15 protein-coding genes are annotated in these 17989 nt (G+C 62.3%); 3 read left to right on the top strand and 12 right to left on the bottom strand.

Going from position 1 to position 17989, the window contains the following annotated elements; all coding sequences use genetic code 11:
- Nucleotides 1-4: 4 nt before the first annotated feature.
- The 11 genes from KGB28_RS22790 to KGB28_RS22740 form a co-directional block, all read right to left on the bottom strand.
- Nucleotides 5-1141: a glycosyltransferase gene (locus KGB28_RS22790; RefSeq protein WP_223447996.1), complete on the bottom strand. Its 1137-nt coding sequence runs from the start codon at nt 1139-1141 to the stop codon at nt 5-7.
- Nucleotides 1134-2102, bottom strand: coding sequence for a glycosyltransferase (locus KGB28_RS22785; RefSeq protein WP_223447995.1), 969 nt, complete (start codon nt 2100-2102; stop codon nt 1134-1136). The genes KGB28_RS22790 and KGB28_RS22785 overlap by 8 nt, the downstream gene beginning before the upstream one ends.
- On the bottom strand, nt 2099-3466 hold the full coding sequence (locus KGB28_RS22780; protein ID WP_223447994.1) for an O-antigen ligase family protein: 1368 nt from the start codon (nt 3464-3466) through the stop codon (nt 2099-2101). The genes KGB28_RS22785 and KGB28_RS22780 overlap by 4 nt, the downstream gene beginning before the upstream one ends.
- The gene (locus KGB28_RS22775; protein WP_223447993.1) at nt 3463-4557 is read right to left on the bottom strand and encodes a glycosyltransferase family 4 protein; all 1095 of its coding nucleotides are present in this window, start codon (nt 4555-4557) and stop codon (nt 3463-3465) included. The genes KGB28_RS22780 and KGB28_RS22775 overlap by 4 nt, the downstream gene beginning before the upstream one ends.
- The gene (locus tag KGB28_RS22770) at nt 4554-6146 is read right to left on the bottom strand and encodes a GumC family protein (RefSeq protein ID WP_223447992.1); all 1593 of its coding nucleotides are present in this window, start codon (nt 6144-6146) and stop codon (nt 4554-4556) included. The genes KGB28_RS22775 and KGB28_RS22770 overlap by 4 nt, the downstream gene beginning before the upstream one ends.
- 15 nt (nt 6147-6161) lie before the next feature.
- Nucleotides 6162-7193, bottom strand: a complete 1032-nt coding sequence (locus KGB28_RS22765) for a polysaccharide biosynthesis/export family protein (RefSeq protein WP_223447991.1) — start codon at nt 7191-7193, stop codon at nt 6162-6164.
- Between the two features lie 22 nt (nt 7194-7215).
- Nucleotides 7216-7863, bottom strand: a complete 648-nt coding sequence (locus KGB28_RS22760; protein ID WP_150752968.1) for a CpsD/CapB family tyrosine-protein kinase — start codon at nt 7861-7863, stop codon at nt 7216-7218.
- Complete coding sequence (locus KGB28_RS22755) at nt 7864-8610, bottom strand: sugar transferase (RefSeq protein WP_223447990.1); 747 nt, start codon at nt 8608-8610, stop codon at nt 7864-7866.
- 44 nt (nt 8611-8654) lie between these two features.
- The gene (locus KGB28_RS22750; RefSeq protein ID WP_223447989.1) at nt 8655-9659 is read right to left on the bottom strand and encodes an NAD-dependent epimerase; all 1005 of its coding nucleotides are present in this window, start codon (nt 9657-9659) and stop codon (nt 8655-8657) included.
- Complete coding sequence (locus KGB28_RS22745; RefSeq protein ID WP_223447988.1) at nt 9656-11008, bottom strand: UDP-glucose dehydrogenase family protein; 1353 nt, start codon at nt 11006-11008, stop codon at nt 9656-9658. The genes KGB28_RS22750 and KGB28_RS22745 overlap by 4 nt, the downstream gene beginning before the upstream one ends.
- A 397-nt stretch (nt 11009-11405) precedes the next feature.
- Complete coding sequence (locus tag KGB28_RS22740) at nt 11406-12446, bottom strand: AraC family transcriptional regulator (RefSeq protein WP_223447987.1); 1041 nt, start codon at nt 12444-12446, stop codon at nt 11406-11408.
- Nucleotides 12447-12517: 71 nt separating this feature from the next.
- Between KGB28_RS22740 and KGB28_RS22735 the strand changes: the two genes are divergently transcribed.
- Nucleotides 12518-13432, top strand: coding sequence for a LysR family transcriptional regulator (locus tag KGB28_RS22735; protein WP_223447986.1), 915 nt, complete (start codon nt 12518-12520; stop codon nt 13430-13432).
- A gap of 136 nt (nt 13433-13568) precedes the next feature.
- On the opposite strand, the gene KGB28_RS22725 is transcribed toward KGB28_RS22735, so the two are convergent.
- Nucleotides 13569-14486, bottom strand: coding sequence for a LysR family transcriptional regulator (locus tag KGB28_RS22725; RefSeq protein ID WP_223447985.1), 918 nt, complete (start codon nt 14484-14486; stop codon nt 13569-13571).
- 97 nt (nt 14487-14583) lie between these two features.
- Here KGB28_RS22725 and KGB28_RS22720 point away from each other — a divergent pair, with 97 nt between their 5' ends.
- Both KGB28_RS22720 and KGB28_RS22715 read left to right on the top strand, forming a co-directional pair.
- Complete coding sequence (locus KGB28_RS22720) at nt 14584-15423, top strand: AraC family transcriptional regulator (RefSeq protein WP_223447984.1); 840 nt, start codon at nt 14584-14586, stop codon at nt 15421-15423.
- Between the two features lie 631 nt (nt 15424-16054).
- Nucleotides 16055-17989 (top strand): RHS repeat domain-containing protein (locus KGB28_RS22715; RefSeq protein ID WP_223447983.1); only part of this gene is annotated, 1935 nt, incomplete at its 3' end.

Below are 17989 nucleotides of genomic sequence, written 5' to 3'. Positions count from 1 at the left end.
CCTCTCATCGATTTTGCTCGGGGTTCCACTGGGCGTAACGCTGACCGCGCAGGAACTGCCACAGGCCGATGCTCATCCCGGCAAGGGTCACCAGGAGGAACGCGGCGAGGCGAAAGGGTTTGGGCAAGCGGTGTTGCGAATCCAGCAGGCCGGCAATGGCCGCCGTGTAACCGAGCAGTTGAGCGATCAGGCTCAGGCGATAAAAGCCGTGATCCTCCCACAGCCAGAAGTTGCTCAGCAGCAATGGCAGCAACAGGATCGGCGCCAGACGCCGGATCAGCTTGTGGCTGATCAAGGCAATCGCATACAGGCCATGGGTCAGCGGATTAAGCAGCTCCCGGCGCTGGGCCAGGCTTTGCAAACCACCCACTGTGACCCGCTGGCGGCGACGGAATTGCTTGTCGGCTTCGTCCACACCCTGGTCGATTACCCGGGCCTGGGGCACGTAGACAATCCGCTTGAACGCCACTGGCGCGCAGGTGCTGATAAAGAAATCGTCGTTGACCTCCGCTGGCACGCTCTGGAACAACTCGCGGCGCAGGGCGAGCAATGCGCCATCGGCGGAGACCATGCAGCCGGTGCGATTTTCCACGTAGCGCAGCCAGCCTTCGTAATGCCGATACAGGCTGTCGCCCACGCTCAAGCCCTTGCCGGTCACCGGGATCACCATATGCCCGGCGCAACCACCGACCTGCGGGTCGTTGAGCGGCGCGAGCAAATGGCCGAGGGTGTCGGTGGACCATTGGTTGTCGGCGTCGGTGAACACCAGGATCGCACCGCTGCTGATCGCGACCGCGGCATTGAGCGTCGCCGCCTTGCCCTGGCGGGGCAGGTCGAGCACGGTGATGCGCGGGTCATTGACCTTGTGTGCACAGGCCACGGTGTCGTCGGTCGAGCCGTCACTGGCCAGGATGATGTGCAGCGAGCGGGCCTGATAATCCTGGGCCAGCACGGTGCGCAGTTTTTCTTCGATATGCCGCGCTTCGTTGTGTGCGGCAATCACAATGCTCACGTCCATCGGTTGTGCCGGTCCATGGCGCGGTGCCGGGTAAAACGGTGCCAGCAACGTCAATAACAGGGGATAACCGAGGTAGGCGTAAACCGGTAGCAACAGGCACAACCAGAAAATGAATTCAGCCACGGGCGGGCCTCCTGGCATTCCAATGACAAAGGCTGAGGACGAACCCGGCACCCGCCAGGTGCAGGCGCACCCAGTGCAGGCCCCAGAGTTGCAGGGTCAGGAGCGGGTCGCGGTGCCTGGCACTCTGACGCAGGCTCAGTGCCAGGGCGGGCAGGACGGTCAGCAGCAGCATCAGCACCGAATGATGGGGGAAACCGTCGAACAGGGCGGAAATGGCCATGAAATCGATCACCCAGGCGGCAATCGACAGCAGCGGAAAGCGCAGCAAGCGCAGGCTCGGGCCATGGGTGCGCAGCAGTTGCAGGTGACTGCCCTGGCGCCATAATTCCTTGCCCATCCATTCCCGCCAACTGCCTTCGTAACCCCAATGCAGCGCCACGCTTTGGTTGACCGAGCGCAGCTTGGCACCGGCGTCGACCAGGCGCATGGTCAGTTCCTTGTCCTCGCCGGTGCGCAGTTGTTCATTGAAACCACCGACCTTGTCGAACCAGCGACGGCGCATCAGCAGGTTGCAAGTGGGCAGCCATTGCGCGACATGCAGCGGCTGCGTATCGGGGCGCAAGGTGCGGCGCTGCCAGGCGTCGGCGTACCACGGCGCTTCGGCCGGGGTGTGCAGGTCAAGACCGATGACATCGGCCTGGCCGCTGGACTCGAGGTCGAACAACAGCTTGAGCCAGTTCTCGGGCATCTCGACGTCGGCATCGATAAAGGCCAGCCATTCACCGCTGGCGATCGCCGCTCCGCGATTGCGCAATGCACCGATGAGCAGGCCGGGCAGGACCAGAACCTGGGCGCCGAACTGCCGGGCAATGTCCGGGCCCTGGTCGTCGGAGCCGTTGTCGAGCACGATCAACTCGCATTCGACATTGGCCGCCTCGGCGGCATGTCGTGCCGCGAGCAGGGTCCGGGCGATGTGCTGCTCCTCGTTGTACATCGGGATGATGATACTGATGCGGTTCATGCCTTGACCTCTTTCAGCGGGGCTTCTTCGGCTTTCGTGCGCAGCACGCCGGTCAACGCGAGCATGATCCACAGGTACTTGTGGTTTGGTGCGCTGAGGAACATCAGGAACAACGTCAACGACAGAAAGCTCATGCTCAGGTGGGTCATCAGATCGGCCTGATGCCCGTCTCCTCGCAACAGCCAGATGCGGCGGGCGCGAATCAGGTTGTACAACCCCAAGGCCAGCATGCCGACGAACATCAGGCCGGCGGGAATCCCCAGTTCACTGAAGATCTCCAGGTAGGTGTTGTGGGCGCGACGGTACAGGTCATCGGTCTTGCCGCTGACGGAAAAGGTCTTGGCATAACCGGTGGTGGCGTAGTGCAGCGGGAACGTGCCGGGGCCGGTGCCGAGCAAGGGGTTCTCGGCGATCATGGCGCTGCCGACCACAATGTAGGAGGCGCGACGGCCCAGGGACGCGTCCTGACTCTTGGCCCCGGAGCTGAGGATGCTCAGCGACTGGATGCGCGCCACGTAACTTGCCGGCATCGCATAGAGCCCAAGCGCAATCACAATCGTCAGGCCGAGCATGGCAAAGCCCAGGTGGCGTGGACGAATATGTGGTAACTGCGCGCGATAGTGCCACGTGCCGATCAACAGGCTGAGGAGCAACACCACCAGCCCCGAACGGGATTCAGTCTTGGTCATGCCGGCCAGCAGCACGAGGGCACAGGCCCCCCAGAACAACCGGTGCAACCGGTTCGGGCTGCGGACCACCAGCAACAACGCCATGGGCACGGCGAAGGCGATCATCAGGGCAAAGTCGTTCGGGTCATTGAGCATCCCGGACGCACGGCCTTCGTCCTGGTATCTGGCTGAGAACATCGCCATGGCGCAGGTCACCGCGACACTGATGGCAACCAGTTTGGCGAAGATGTCGAGGTTCAACTCACGCCCGACCAGCAGGGTGATGACAAACAGGATCAGGCCGACGCTCAATTCGCGCAGGTGGCCCAGGGACATGTCCATGTTGTCGGTGTTCAACAGGCTGAGCAGGTACAGCACCATGAACCCGACCAGGAAACGCCAGATATTGCTGCGCAGGCGCTCGGACGGCAGTTGGTGAATCGCCAGTTGCAGCATCAGGATCAGCGCCAGCGAGGCCCCGAGGAACTTGGAGCCCGATAATGCGCTGTCCTTGAACAGGCCCTCGAAAGGCAGGATGGCGACAATGCCCAGCAGGCCCCAGGTCGGCTTGCGGTACAGCACCGCGACACCCACCAGGCCCAGCACCGCTCCCGGCGCCAGATACGGATAAGGGCTGGCCAGCAATCCGAGGCAGACCAGGCCGAGCAGGCTGACGATCGAGAGCGGAACAATCACGCGCGTGCCTCCCGTGCAGTGCGGATGTAAAGCTGCGACCAGCGTTCGGCCAGGACCTTGAGGTCGTAGCGATCCCGTTGTGTACGTTTTGCGTTGTCGATCAACTCGCCGGCCAGGGCCGGGTCATCCAGCAGCGCGCCGATCTGGCGGGCGAGGGCGGTGCTGTCGGTGGGCGCGGCGAGCAGGCCGTTGTGGCGGTCCTGCAAGACATCGGGAATCCCGCCGACACCGAAGGCCACCACCGGCACCCCGGCCTGCATCGCTTCGAGCAGAATCATCGGCGTGCCTTCGGTGCGCGAGCTGATCACCAACGCATCGAGTTGTCGCCACCAGACGCGCATGTCGGTCTGGTAGCCCGGCAGCGTGATACGCGTCTGCAATCGCGCTTCGTCTATGCGCGTCTGCAGGCTTTCGCGCTCCGGCCCGTCGCCGAGCATCACCGCGTCCAGTTGCGGGTACTGCTGACACAACGGGATCAGCGCATCGAGAAACAGGTCAGGGCCTTTTTCGCTACTCAGGCGCCCGACGTAACCGGCCAGCCAGCGTTGACGCTCGCCACTGTGCGGCGGCAAGTCGTGGGCCGCCGGCAGGCCGTTGGGGATCACCTGCAACTTGTCCGTGCGCACATTGGCCTGGCGGTGCAGCGCCGCAATGCTTTCGGCGACACACACCACCCGGTTCACCGAGGCCGTGCGGCACAGTTGCAGGCTCAGCCAGGTGTAGAACTTCTGCTTGCGACTGCGCGGGGTGAAGCCGTGCTGGGTGATCACCAGTGGCAGGCGCAACAGCGTGGCGCCGACCCAGCCGAACAACAGGCCCTTGAAGTTGTGCGTATTGATCAATGGCCGCTGGTCCCGTCGCTGGCGCAAATGCCCAAGCAATGCGCCCAGGCCTGCACAGCCGAGGCAATCGACACCGGCCTCGCGAAATCGCGCGATCAGTTCTGGCGGCGCATCGAGAAACAGCACCTGGTGCTGCCCCGGCGTCGCCAGGCAATGATCCAGCAGCATCCGCTCGGCCCCATAGAAGCCGCCGCTGCTGAGCAAATGAATGATCGGCAGGTCGTGGGTGGTGCCGAGCGGCGCGTTCAATTGCGCACCCAATGCAAGAGGGCCGGTACGCTCCAGTTCTTGTGCGGATTGTTCGGCAGGGTGCTTTGATCATTGATCACCAGCAGCACCGGCAAGCCCAGTTCATGGGTGATTTGCGCAGGGTGCTTGAAGCGGTGGTCGAAGAACTCACGCACATAGACCAGGGCAATCGCCAGCAGTAAACCGGTGAACAGGCCGAACGGAATGATCAGCATCGGCTTGGGGAACGCCGCTTCGGTCGGTTCGAACGGCGGGCTGAGTACCCGTGCGTTGGACAGGTCGTTGTCCAGCGCGCGTGCGGTGCTGCTTTCGGCGAAGCGCTGGGCATAGGTGCCGAACGCCTTGTGCAGCGCGTTGATTTCGGTGTCCATCTGCCGCAGCTTGCTGCGGGTTTCCTGCAACTGGTGAATGCGATTCTTGAACTCGGCAATGCGCGCGGTTTTCTGGTCGATGACCGAGCTGAGCGTCGCCAGGTCGCTGGTGCGCTCCTGAATCCGGTTGCTGACAATCTTCAGGAATTGCCCACGGGCCCGGATGATTTGCTCGCGGGCCCTTTGCATCGGCTCACTGCCGGGCTGAAAGACCGCCAGGTCGTCCATGTAGCGGCTGACCAGGGTCGTCAGTTGCTCACCCAGTTGCTTGATCTCGCGGTCTTCGAAAGCGACGCTGTCGACCGTGGTGGTGAAGGTGTAGGGGAAGGTGTAGTCGGTGATTCTGGCGTTGTTGGCGGTCGCCAGGCTGGTTTTCAGGTAATCGAGCCAGCGCTGGCTTTGCAGCAGTCGGTCCTGATACAGGTTGAGCGCCTGCTCCTCGGTGTTGATCGCGTTGAGGCGGAACGTGATTTCTTCCTTGGGGTCGGACGAACCGATGCTTTCGAGCAAGGCCAGGCGATTGGCTTCAAGGCCATCGAGACGCACCTGGTACTGCAATTTTTTGGTCTCGTAGAAGCTCTGCGGCAGGTCGACCGATTGCATTTCCTGGCGGATGACCAGGTAGTTTTGCAGCAGGGCGGTGACGAATCGGGTGCCCTGGGCCGGGTCAGGGAAGCTGTAGACGATCGAGATCACGTTGGAGCCCGGTAAGGTTTCAACCTTGAGGGCATTGGACGCTTGCTGCGTGAGGGCATCGAGCACGGTGTCGCGTACCGGATCGGTCTGCAGCCCGAGCAGACTGCGAACCGGGTTGACCACGTGCTCGCGAACGGGATTGGTGACAAACCGTTTGAGCGGCTGCACCAGCAGCTTGTTGAAGGCGCTCACGGGGAGCGTGTACTCACCCTTTTCGCGCAACTCGCTGATGGTCTGGCGGATCAAGGCCGGCGAGCGCAGGATATTGCTCTCGGTCTCCATGTCCGCCAGTGACGGCGGAATGAAGGAAGCGTTTTCCTGATTGAGGGTGCTGGTGGCATCCCCCTGGGAGATTTTCTTGGACTGCACGATCACCTGGGCGGTGATATCGAAACTCTGCTTGAGCAACAGCGGCAAGACCACGGCGATCACGGCAAAGACCAGGAAGACTCGCTTCACCAACTGCCTGTTGGCGAAGAAGATCCTGAAGAACTCATGCAGGTAGTTTTCCTTTGGATTCATGTGGGTACCTGAGAGTTAGTTGCTGCTGTCGTCTTTGTTGTCGACGCGGTAGCTGAAGCTGAGGCCCATGCCCTGGAACAACACGACGTCCGCCAGTTGCCGCGCGAGCTCACCGGCGCTGGCCAGTTTGGTCTTGGGCACGTACAGCATGTCGTCCGCTTGCAGGTAGGCGATCTGGGAGGCGTCGCCGGACAAGGCTTTTTCCACGTCGTAACGATGCGCGACCACCTGGTTGCCGTTGCGCCGCATGATCATCACCGAGTCCAGGCGTGCCTTGACGTTGGAACCACGGGCCATGGTCAGGGCTTCGAGCACCGACACCGGGCGGCGGATCGGATAGGCGCCCGGCTGGCCGACTTCACCCAGTACATAGATTTCGTTGCCGGCGGTGGACTTGAGCAGCACGTCCACGGTCATGCGCCCCGGCAGGGTGGCATAGCGTTTATTGAGGTAGGCCTGCAGTTGGTTGACGGTCATGCCTTGCAGCGCTACGGCACCGATTTCCGGGAAGCTGGCGTAGCCGTCGGTGCCCACGGTGATTTCCCGGCTCATGCCGGTGGCGGGGTGGTTGAGCACGGACTTGAGGTTCCATTCATTGGCCAGCGGGCTCACCACCATCACTGACAGCTGATTGCGGTTGGGCTGGAACAGCTGTTTGCGATCGTAGGCGCGCTGAATCGCGTCCCGTGCTTCATCGCGGGTCAGGCCCTCGATTTTCACCGAGGTGTGGGCCCCCGGCAGTTCGATGGTGCCATCGGGCAGCACCAACTGGTTGCCGTTGAACTGGCTGGCGGCGGTGAAGTTCAGCGCGATCGTGTCCCCGGACTGCACGCGATAGGCGGCCGAGCCACTGGTGCTGATGTGGAAGATCACGTCCAGCACATCCTGTGGGCGCAGGGTCTGCTCGACCTTGGGTACGTCGGTGGCCTGGGCGTTGGCCGGTGGGGCCGTGAGGATTTGCACCGGCATGCTTTGTGATTCGTCGGAGGAAGTGCTGGAGCAACCTGCAAGGGGCAGCAACAGCAGGACAAGCATCTTGGCGTTCATGGCGTCATCCTTGTCTGACTGCTCACAGGTTTTTGTACAGCCATTCGGGCATGTAGTACTTGCGTCGGTTGAACACGCTGCCGACCAGCTTCGCTCCCGCCTGGCTCAGGCGCTGGACCGCAGCCTGGGCCACTTCCCAGCGGGTGTCTTCCGCGGGCACGACCAGGACCACACCGTCCACCTGGGTGCTGATGACCAGGGTGTCTGAGGCCGAATACACCGCGTCGCCATCGATCACCACGAAGCGGTAGCGGATGCCGAGTTGATCGAGCAGCGGGCTCAGGAGTTCGGGTGTCAGGTGTTCGTTGCCACGGAAGTAGCGGCCGAATGGCAGAACGTGAAACGGCAGGCTGGAGACGTCCACCACGCAGTCCTGCAACAAGGGCGGGCTCTGGGTGTTGAACAACAAGTCGCGAAACCCCCGTTCCTTGCTCAGCCCCAACTGTTGCGTGAGGTTGGTCGCCGACTGGCTGGCATCCACCAGCAGCACCAGGCCGCTGCTCATCTTCGCCAGTTGACTGGCCAGCGCCAGGGCGCTGGTGGTGGTGCCTGCGCCGGGGTTGGCGGCGGTCAGTAAAAGGATCCGCAGGTTCTGGTCGAGTACGGTCGATGTCAGGTTGGACTCGCTCGGGCTGGCAATGCTGAGGCTTTTAGCCGTTGAACCGTCCATTTAACTCGCTCCGTGACCGCTGAACACTTTGAAGGGGGTTTTCAGCAGAATCTTCAAATCAAGCAGCAGGCTCTGCTGGGCGATGTAGGCGAGGTCCAATTCAACGCGCTGGTCGAAGTCGATATTGCTGCGCCCGGAGATTTGCCACAGGCCGGTCATGCCGGGGTAGATGCTCAGGCGCGCAAGGTGCTTGTCCTTGTAGCGGTAGGCGTTGAACGAAGTCGGCCTGGGGCCTACCAGGCGCATGTCGCCGGTCACCACGTTGAACAGGTTCGGCAGCTCGTCGAGACTGGTGCGCCGCAGGAAGCCGCCGATACCGGTGATGCGCGGGTCCTTGTCGATCTTGAAATCGATGGCGTCGGCGCCGTGCTTGTTCAGGTGCCGCAAGGACTCCTTGAGCTCCTCGGCGTTGACGACCATGGTGCGGAATTTGAACATGCCGAACAGGCGGCCACGGTAACCGGTGCGCTTCTGCACGAACATCACCGGCCCCGGGCTGGTGAGTTTGATGGCCAGCGCCAGCCCCAGCAGCACCGGCGAAATCAGCACCAGGATCAGCAGCGCGCCGAAGCCGGCCAGGACGCGGTTGGTGCGCGACAGGGTCCACGGCCGGCCACCTTCGCGACCGGTTATCCAGCCACAACCCTGCATGTGGATCGCGGCATCCATGCGCTTGCGTTGCTCGGGGTCCAGGCGCTTGTCCCTGCGCATACTGCTAAGTGGCACGCTTTTTTCGTGTTCAGACATAAATTCTCCGCAGAGTTCAGCCGTGTGCGGCATGGGCGACGCAGTCAGTAGTAAGTGCGGAACCAGGCAACGAAGCGCCCCAGCCCCTCGTCCAGCTCGATACGCGGTTGGAAATCGGTAGCGCGGGCCAGCTCGCTGGCATCGGCGCAGGTGTTGAGGACATCGCCGGGTTGCAGGGGCAGCAGTTCGACCCGGGCTTTTTGCCCCATGTGTTTTTCCAGCAATGCCAGATAATCCTTGAGCTCTACCGGGTGCTGGCCGCCGATGTTGAAAATCCGCCAGGGCGCCATGCTCGTGGCCGGGTCCGGTTGTTCGCGGTCCCATTGCTCATTGGCTTGCGGTGGGCGGTCGATCAGGCGTGTGATGCTCTCGATAATGTCGTCGATGTAGGTGAAGTCCCGCTGGTGCTCGCCGTAGTTGAACAGCTTCAGTGGCCGTTCTTCGGCGATAGCCCGGGCGAACTGGATCGGCGACATGTCAGGCCGTCCCCAGGGGCCGTACACCGTGAAGAAGCGCAGCCCGGTGCAGGGAATACCGAACAGGTGGCTGTAGCTGTGGGCCATCAGTTCGTTGGATTTCTTGGTAGCGGCGTATAGCGACAGGGGATGATCGACACCATCGCGCACCGAGTACGGAGTGTGCTGGTTGGCGCCATACACCGAACTGGACGAGGCGTAGATCAAATGCTTGACCGGGTGGTTGCGGCAGCTTTCGAGGATGTTCAGGAAGCCGCTCAAGTTGCTGTCCAGGTAGGCTCGGGGATTTTCCAGGGAGTAACGCACCCCGGCCTGGGCCGCGAGGTGGATCACGACCTCCGGTTGTTCCCTGGCAAACAGTGCCTCGATGGCCGGTGTATCGGCCAGGTCAACCGTTGAGAGCGGGAAAGGGCGTGCCTGCTCCTGCACCCAACGCACGCGATCGTGCTTGAGTTGCGGGTCGTAGTAGCTGTTGAAGTTGTCGAGGCCCAATACCTGGTGTCCATCGCGCAACAGTCGCAGTACGCAATGGGCACCAATAAAACCGGCCGCTCCGGTGACGAGAATCTTCATGGGCGTACGGCCTCGGGCACGATGTGGCGCAAGCCAATGCTGCTGTAGTGCAGGCCGGCGGCCGCCACCTGTTCCGGGCTGTACAGGTTGCGCCCGTCCACGATCACCCGTTTTCGCAGTTTGTTCGCCAGACTGTCGAAGTCGACCACGCGGAAGTTCTTCCACTCGGTGCAGATCACCAGGGCATCGGCGTCTTCGAGTGTGTCATCGCGGGTGGCGCACAGATGCAGGTCGTCGCGGTAACCGTAAATGCGCCGGCATTCGGACATGGCTTCCGGATCGTAGGCGTGCACGCTCGCACCTTCAGCCCAGAGTGCCTCCATCAGGTAACGGCTCGGTGCTTCGCGCATGTCATCGGTGTTGGGTTTGAACGCCAGGCCCCACACGGCGATGGACTGGCCGGCCAGTCCACCAGGAAATTGCGCCTTGAGTTTGCTGAACAGGATATGCCGCTGGTGATCGTTGACGTCGGTCACGCTGCGCAGCAACTTCAGGGGCATTCCGGCGTGTTCGGCGGTGTGCAGCAGAGCGCGCAGGTCCTTGGGGAAGCAGGAACCGCCGAAGCCGCAACCGGGGTAGATGAAGTGGTAACCGATGCGCGGGTCCGAACCGATGCCTTTGCGCACGGCTTCGATATCTGCTCCCAGCAACTCGGTGAGGTTGGCCAGTTCGTTCATGAAACTGATGCGCGTGGCCAGCATCGCGTTCGCCGCGTACTTGGTCAGCTCGGCGCTGCGATTGTCCATGAACATCAATTTGTCGTGGTTGCGGCAGAACGGTGCGTAGAGCTCGCTGATCTGGCTGCGGGCTTCATCGTCACCGGTGCCGACGATGATCCGGTCCGGGCGCATGCAATCGGCCAGGGCACTGCCTTCCTTGAGAAACTCCGGGTTGGACACCACCCGTACCTTCAGCGAACCTTTGCCGCGGCGCTGCAACTCTTCAATGGCGGTGGCACTGACCTGGTCCGCCGTGCCGACCGGCACCGTGGACTTGATGATCAGGGTGCGGTCGGCCTCCATGAAACCGGCAATCTGCCGGGCCACGTTCAGCACATGGCTGAGGTCGGCCGAACCGTCTTCGTCGGCGGGCGTACCGACGGCGATGAAGATCAGCTCGGCGTGCTCTACCGCATCGCTGGCCTGGGTGGTGAAGAGCAGGCGACCGGCCTTGATGTTTTCTTCAAGGGTGCCGGAAAGCCCCGGCTCACTGATCGGTGGCACGGCCTGTTGCAGTTGCCGGATCTTGTTCGGATCGATGTCGACACACAGGACACGATGTCCGACATCGGCCAGTGCCGCTGCTTGAATCAGGCCAACATAGCCCGTACCAAATACGCTCACGTCCATATTAGCGTGCCTCGTAAGACAGTGGAGAGTTGCAAAACAGGACTGTCAAAAGGGGTATAGACCAGCCTCGGCAAACCGTGTCAGCAAACCGGCGTGTTAAATTGGCAAGACACCCCCCAAAGTTGGGGCCATTGCCATCAAAGTCGCACCACCATTGGGTTTCTCCCCCGACATTGGCTGTTTGGCGAAAATCTCAAGAAAGCGACAAGCGGTCGTAAGCCTTGAAGTACAAGGGTTGTAGCTGCTTTAGTGTGTCAGGTTTGAGTCACCGAATTGATGACGTTTTTTAACAGTCTCCGACAGTTTTTACGCACAGATGGCGCAATGGCGGTGTTAAAAAATGTCTAACAATCTATGGGGCAAGTGCCTGTCGAGTCATAGCAAATTGCGTGGCTTTTTATCGACCTTGCCGGGTTCGCCAGGAGCCCGGTGCGCACCCCAGCCACCGCAGGCAGGCACGGTTGAAGCTTTGCACATCGCTGTAGCCCAGGCGGTCGGAAATCTCCACCAGCTCCAGGTCTGTCCCCTGCAAAAAGTCTTCGGCCCGGTAGCGGCGGTATTCGTCGAGCAACTCTGAAAAGCTCCAGCCCAACGCCTTCAAGCGTCGGGCGGCGGTGCGCTCGAGCAAATGCTGGGTGGTGCAGAATTGTTGCCAGTTGGCCTCGGCGAGGTCGCCGATCAAATGGTCGCAGACTTGCTCCAGCAAGGTCGGTTCGCTGTTGCGTCGGGTCTGCTCCAGCAGCTCGACCAGCGTGTGTTCCAGTTCATGATTGCCCGGCGTCAACGGGATGACGAACAGCTGTGGATCGAGGCGGATCGAGTGCTGCGCCTGCCCCCATTGCACCGCTGCGCGAAAGGCTTGTTGATGTTCCTGCGCATTGCTCGTGCAGGCACCGGCCAGCCCGACGCTCAGAACCGGATCACGCTCCAGGCCGCTGGCGAGAAATTTGCGCCGCAACATGCTGCACAGACTGATGAGGATGTAATCGGTGGTCGCCGCGCTGGTTTTCACGCTGCCGCGGTCGAGCAGACGCAATTCGACGCTGTCGTCGCCGCGCACGATCTGCGCCTGGAAGTGCCCGTTGAAAAACGGAAAGAAGCGCACGAAATACTGGCAGGCGCTGTCCAGCGAGTCGGCCACGTCGAACAGGTACGTCAGGCCATTGGTGGCGGTGGAAACGAAACGCCGGCCGGCCGCCAGGCCGATCAGCGGGTCGCCGGTCTGCTCCAGGGCAAACGCCCAGAAGCGCCGCGACATGAACAGCGGAATGCGCATGAATGGCGTGCGCAACTCGAACAGGCTGCGACGAAACAGGCCTTCGATGCTGCCCCGGTCCACGCCACGGGCCAGCAACTCTTCGATGGCCGGCAGCAGGGTCGGCGCGTAGAACGCATTGGGTATCGATCGATCGTGCAGTGGCTGATCGCTTTTTGTCATGTAGGGCTCACAGCTTGTTCCGGAACACTGGTTAGGCTGCCCGACGTTAAGCGATTTGCCGGAGCAAGACCATGCTTGATTTACGCCAGCTCGATTTGAACCTGTTGCTCGCCTTCGATGCGATTTACCAGCAGCGCAGCGTCACCCGTGCGGCCGAGGTAATGTGCCTGTCGCAACCGGCCATGAGCAATGCATTGCGTCGCCTGCGCGAACTGTGCGGCGACCCGCTGTTCATCAAGAGTCGCCTGGGTGTAACGCCGACACTGGTCGCCCATCGGCTGGCCGACTACGTGCGTGCCGCGCTCGAGTCGTTGCGCGATGGCTTGCGCATGATTCCCGCCGCGCGGCAGAACAATCCGCTGCTGCGCATCAGTTGTCTGGACTGCCTGCAACCGGTGTTGCTCGATGCCTTGCTCGAATCGCCCCACGCCGATTGGCAGGTGCGGTATTTCCAGCCCCGGCGCCGCGACGCCTTGCAGGACCTGGCCAGCGGCAAGCTGGATATCCTGATCGACCTCGACCAGCCACTGGCCGGGCTTGCCGGCCTGCACAAACAGGCATTGCCCGCCGACCATTACGTGTTCGCCTATGGCGCTGCGCTCAAGGAACCGCCGCGCACTCTGCAGGACTATCTGGAGCAGCCACAGATTCAGGTATCGAGCCGCCGCGACGGGCTCAGCCCGGTGGACTTGCAGCTTGGCTTGAAAGGCCTGCGCCGCAATGTGGCGATGAGCACCCAAAGCACCCTGGCCGCAAAGCTCATTGCCGACCGCCAGCCGTTCGGCATCAGCCTGCCAAGCCGGGTCGCCAGTGTGCTGGGCCTGCAACACGTGCCGCTGCCCCTGGACGAACCCGTGGAATTGAAATTGGCGCTGTACATCGAGTCGCGCTATCGCTTCGAGCGCAGCCGCGAGGAGGCGATGCACTGCCTGCTGCGCGCCCTCGGTGAGCCCCGGGCATTGCAGGCGCTGGCGCGGCGTGCGTGATTTCAAAGCTGTGACGACCCCTGTGGGAGCGGGCTTGCTCGCGAAAGCGGTGTGTCATTCAATAATGATGTCGACTGACACGGCCCCTTCGCGAGCAAGCCCGCTCCCACAGGGATTGCGGCGTTGCTGGCATGCCTTAATTCGACGCCAGCAAGCGCCGGTCAACCGTCAGCACCGCATCGACCATCGCCAGCGCGGCCGGTGTCAGGGAATGGCCGGCGCGGCTGACGATGCCGTAGTGCAATTGCAGGCCGGGGTCTTCCTTGGGCACGTCGGTAAATTCCAGCAGCCGGATCAGACCCTGGTCGACCAGTTCGGCCAAGGCCTCCACGGTGGCGATGCCCACCGCATCGGAGCGCATCACCACGCGGCGGATGGCGTCGAATTGCGCGCACTCCACGCTCGGGTTGAAGTCTGCCTCGCCCTGCACGTCGGCGAGGATCTTGCGGATCATCGGCGGTATTCGCGTGCCGACCACCGCGTAGTCGAGCAGGGCGCGTAGGGACAGGTTCTGCCGCTGCACCAAGGGGTGACCGACACGGCAAAAGAACCGCCCACGTCGAGGGCGCAATTGCTGAACCTGGTATTGCGGGTCGCCGGTGAAGTACCGCGCGTCGGCCACGAGGAATTCGATCTGCTGTTCACGAAGCCAGATCGCCAGTTGCTCCCAGTCGCCCTGATGGAAACTGATGCGGATCGCCGGATGAGCCTGGATGAATTCCGCCAGCGCCTCGGGCACCAGCACCTGGGCCGGATACGGGCCGCAACCGAAGTGCAACTCGCCACCGGTCAGGCCGTTGTATTGCGTCAGTTCGTTGTGCAAGGCCTGGCTACCGGCGAGCAGGCGCCGGGCATGTTGCAGCACCAGTTCACCCTGGCCAGTCAGGCGGAATTCGCGGCTGCTGCGTTCTACCAGCGCGCAGTCGAGGTCGCGCTCCAGGGTCTGGATGCTGCGACTGAAGGCGGGCTGGCTGAGGTTGATTGCCTCGGCGGCACGGCCGAAGTTGCGGTAATCGGCCAGGGCGACAAGGTGGCGGAGTTGTCTTAGGTCCATTATGCGTCTCCTGCATTCTGCGGATACTTTTAATGCATTGGATCGATAGCATAGAGACTGGCATAAGTACACGCCTGTCTTCTCGCCGTAACGTGCCATGACCCCTCAACTGTTCGTTTCCAGCGCCTTCACCCGCACCATTCTCAGCCATGCCCGGCAGTCTGGCCTGTGTCAGGACCAGCTGCTGCAACGGGCCGGCATCTGCCTGTCGTTGCTCGAAGGGCAGGACCTGCATGTGCCCGTGCACCTGGTTGAGCGCCTGTGGAGTGAATGCGAACGTGCGGGCGCGGGGGTGGCGTTTGGCTGCGAATTGGTCAACGGCATGGCGACCACCACGTTGCGGGGGTTGAACATTCTGCTGGACTCCGCCGCGACCTTGCGCGCGAGCCTGGCGTGTTTCACTGATTTCTTGCCACGGGTGACCAACTACGTAGTGGCGGAACTGGAGGAGGGTGACGGGCTGGTTCGTTTGCATTTGCGCAGTGTTGACCGGCAGCCGCATTTTTTCGGCCTCGATGCGGCGACCCTGACGTTGGTGCGTAACATTGCCCGGCGTTTGGGGCGAGCGCCGGCCGAGGTGTTTGTCGCGGTCCACCTGACGCCGCGACAGGCTGCCGGGCAGTGGTTGCGTAGCGTTGGTATCGAGGTGCTGGAGGGTTCACATCCGTGTTTGAGCTTGCCGGTGGCTAGCCTCGATGAGCCGTTGCTCGGGGCTAATGGGTTTTTGCATCAGAGTATGTTGCGGCACTGGCAGACTACGGCGGCGCAACATACTCGCAGTGACAGTCTGGAGTTGGCGCGGCATTGGTTGACGGCGGGGGATCAGCCGATCGAGCGGATTGCCGAGCGGTTGGGGTATCGGCAGCCGAGTAATTTTATTCGGGCGTTTCGTAAGCAGTTCGGGATTACGCCGAAGCAGTTTCGTCTGGGGTTGTAGTCTTGGTTGAGTACATATCCGTTGTTTAGGTAACGGCGGCTTATGGTTTCGCCCTTACGGCGAGTCCCTTTTGTCAAACGACACAAAAGGAACCAAAAGGTCTCGCCCCGAACGTCCGGCCCCTCGCTAAGGCTCGGGGTTCCTTCGCTCCGGCATTCATCCGGGGGCATCGCCTCCGGTCGGCTTCGCTCGACCTCCTCTCGATGTGTTCGGCTGCGCCGAACGGCGCTGCGCGCCTGCCCCCGGATGAACGCCTCCACTCAGCCTGCCGAGGGGGCGGGTGGATCAAGATCAAGAGCTGCAGGCGAGCTAACGCTCGGCCTGATGAGTGGTGAGGAGCGTGGGTGTATGCCGCTCTGTCTTTGCTCTTCTGTAGGAGCGAGCCTGCTCGCGATGACGGCCTGACACCCGACCAATTTCTTGCAGATGTACTCGGTCAAATTGTGGGAGCGGGCTTGCTCCGGGCGGCGTTCCGACGAAGGCGGCCTGACAGTCGACCCATCTGTCGCAGCTGTACCCCATCCAATGATGGGGGCGAGTCTGACAGCCGACTCGTCCTGACCAGCCACACCTCACCCACTGTCATTTCTGTCAGTAGCCGCCCCCCGGCACCGCATGTTATTCATGCGGCATGAACAGCCTAGGCGTGCACTCCCACACCCCAAGCCTCACGGTCATCGACCCGCGAGGCCTGGCCGTGCGTGCGGTCGCTTATGCTCGCGGCGATGCACAGCAACCGGCGCACGCGCAGATCACACGGCAGGTGTTCGATCCGCAGGGCCGTGAAGTCGAGCGCCAGGATCCGCGTTTCTTCGGCGAAGGGCGAGGGCCGAATCGCACCTCGGTCCATGCCTTGTCTGGCAGCCTGTTGTTGAATGTCAGTGTCGATGCCGGCTGGGCACTGTCGTTGTCCGGTCAGGCCAATCAAGTGCTGCAACGGTGGGACAGTCGCAGCGCTCAGCAACACCATTACGACGAGCAATTGCGCCCCTTGGCCATTACCGAACAGTTGGAGAGTGGAACGCCGCGGGTCGTCGAGCGCTTTCTCTACGGCGACCCCGGTGGCAGCCCCCGCAACCAGTGTGGTCAGTTGATCCGCCACGACGACCCGGCCAGCACCCGGCACATGCCCGATTACGCTGTGCACGGTTTGCCGTTGCTGGAGACCAGCCATTTTCTCCAGTCCCTGGACCCGGTGCACTGGCCCGCCGAAATCGCGGCGCGTGATGCCTGCCTGGAGGCCGGTCCCGGGCTGGACAGCCGCTGGCGCTACGACGCCCTCGGTGAAGTCATTTGGCAAACCGATGCGAGGCTCAACCGTCGCCGTTTCGGTCGGACGTGCGCCGGGCAATTGCGCGCGGCTTTTTTACAGCCCGTGGGCGCCAGCGAATTCGCGCTGGTCAGCGAGATCCGTTACAGCGCCGCCGGTCTGGTCGAGGAGGAAAGGGCGGGCAACGGCGTGATCACCCGCGCTGAATTTCGTCCCGAAGACATGCGTTTGCAGCGCTTGAGCGCCGGCCGCCCTGGCCAACCCGTGCGGCAGGATTTGCATTACGCCTACGACCCGGTGGGTAACCTGCTGCAGGTCGACGACCGCTCCAAAACCGTCACGTACTTCAAGAACCAGCGCATCGATCCCGTCAGCACTTACACCTACGACTCTCGCTATCGCCTGATCAGCGCCACCGGCCGAGAGGTCTATCACGCCGCCAATGACCCGAACGCGCTGGTCAACTACCGCGAAGAGTACGAGTACGACGCCGGCGACAACGTTGTGCGGCTAAGTCACCTGGGCGCGCAGCCGTTCACCCGGCGCTGGGCCGTGGCCAGTGACAGCAACCGCAGCGTGATTCACCACGACGGCGATTCGCCGCCGGACTTCGCCCGCGAGTTTGATGGCAATGGCAACCAGACTCACCTGCTGCGCGGCCAGCTCATGCAGTGGGATGCGCGTAACCAGCTGAATCAGGTCTCGCCGGTGGTGCGCGAGGAGGGCCCGGATGACCTCGAACTGTACCGCTACGGCGGTGGTGGCAAGCGCCTGCGCAAGGTGCGTTGCGCACGGGCGTCCGGGCGTAGCGTGCTCAGCGAAGTGCGTTACCTGCCGGGGCTGGAACTCCACCGTGCCGCCAATGGCGAGGAACGGCACGTGCTGGAGGCCGAAGCCGGGCGCAACGCGGTGCGGCTGCTGCATTGGGTGGGCGCGCCACCCAGCGGGGTCGACAACGATCACCTGAGTTACAGCCTCACGGACCACCTCGGTTCCAACCTGCTGGAGCTCGACGAACAAGGCGACGTGTTGAGCGAAGAAGGCTACCTGCCATTCGGCGGCCGGGCCTGGTGGATCGCGCACCACGGGGCCAAGGCGTCGTACAAGACCCGCGGTTATTCAGGCAAGGAGCGTGACGCGACCGGGTTGTATTACTACGGTTATCGGTATTACGCGCCGTGGCTGCAACGCTGGATCAATCCGGACCCGGCGGGGGAAGTGGATGGGTTGAATCTTTATTGTTTTGTGGGTAATTCGCCGGTGCGGTATATCGACCGAGATGGGCGGGTGGGGGAT

This window comes from Pseudomonas sp. BF-R-19 (genome assembly GCF_019956445.1).
GTDB lineage: Bacteria > Pseudomonadota > Gammaproteobacteria > Pseudomonadales > Pseudomonadaceae > Aquipseudomonas > Aquipseudomonas fluorescens_BH.
This window is presented reverse-complemented; position numbering and strand designations above follow the sequence as displayed.

Bases quoted from the DNA above. Each gene is read 5' to 3' on its own strand.
- KGB28_RS22785 (WP_223447995.1), bottom strand. From the start codon at position 2,102: ATGAACCGCATCAGTATCATCATCCCGATGTACAACGAGGAGCAGCAC.
- KGB28_RS22770 (WP_223447992.1), bottom strand. From the start codon at position 6,146: ATGAATCCAAAGGAAAACTACCTGCATGAGTTCTTCAGGATCTTCTTC.
- KGB28_RS22765 (WP_223447991.1), bottom strand. From the start codon at position 7,193: ATGAACGCCAAGATGCTTGTCCTGCTGTTGCTGCCCCTTGCAGGTTGC.
- KGB28_RS22760 (WP_150752968.1), bottom strand. From the start codon at position 7,863: ATGGACGGTTCAACGGCTAAAAGCCTCAGCATTGCCAGCCCGAGCGAG.
- KGB28_RS22755 (WP_223447990.1), bottom strand. From the start codon at position 8,610: ATGTCTGAACACGAAAAAAGCGTGCCACTTAGCAGTATGCGCAGGGAC.
- KGB28_RS22750 (WP_223447989.1), bottom strand. From the start codon at position 9,659: ATGAAGATTCTCGTCACCGGAGCGGCCGGTTTTATTGGTGCCCATTGC.
- KGB28_RS22745 (WP_223447988.1), bottom strand. From the start codon at position 11,008: ATGGACGTGAGCGTATTTGGTACGGGCTATGTTGGCCTGATTCAAGCA.
- KGB28_RS22740 (WP_223447987.1), bottom strand. From the start codon at position 12,446: ATGACAAAAAGCGATCAGCCACTGCACGATCGATCGATACCCAATGCG.
- KGB28_RS22735 (WP_223447986.1), top strand. From the start codon at position 12,518: ATGCTTGATTTACGCCAGCTCGATTTGAACCTGTTGCTCGCCTTCGAT.
- KGB28_RS22725 (WP_223447985.1), bottom strand. From the start codon at position 14,486: ATGGACCTAAGACAACTCCGCCACCTTGTCGCCCTGGCCGATTACCGC.
- KGB28_RS22720 (WP_223447984.1), top strand. From the start codon at position 14,584: ATGACCCCTCAACTGTTCGTTTCCAGCGCCTTCACCCGCACCATTCTC.